This is a genomic window from Stieleria mannarensis (assembly GCF_014154935.1).
GTDB classification, from domain to species: domain Bacteria; phylum Planctomycetota; class Planctomycetia; order Pirellulales; family Pirellulaceae; genus Stieleria; species Stieleria mannarensis.
The window spans coordinates 1-201 of sequence record NZ_JACEHH010000268.1; the positions used below are offsets into that span (position 1 = coordinate 1).

The following is a 201-nucleotide window of genomic DNA, read 5'->3' on the forward strand; positions in this document are numbered from 1 at the left end:
CTGTCCAAGAAACAAGGCGAACTCGATGCGTTGATCCGCCGGTTTTTCGGTCGCCAAAGTGAACGCTTCGAAGACGAAGATCAGCTCAAGTTTGACTTCGCAAGTGAGGCTGAAATCAACGATGCACGCGAAGGCATCAAGCAGGCGATCGAAGAAAACAAACGAGCCGACAAGAAGAACAAGCCGCCGAAGCGCCGGCGC

Annotated in this window: 1 protein-coding gene; it reads left to right on the forward strand. The window is 53.7% G+C overall.

Translation table 11 applies throughout. The features are described from left to right. The coding region (locus H1B37_RS33275) for an IS66 family transposase (RefSeq protein WP_182871566.1) at nucleotides 1-201 on the forward strand (201 nt) is incomplete at both ends.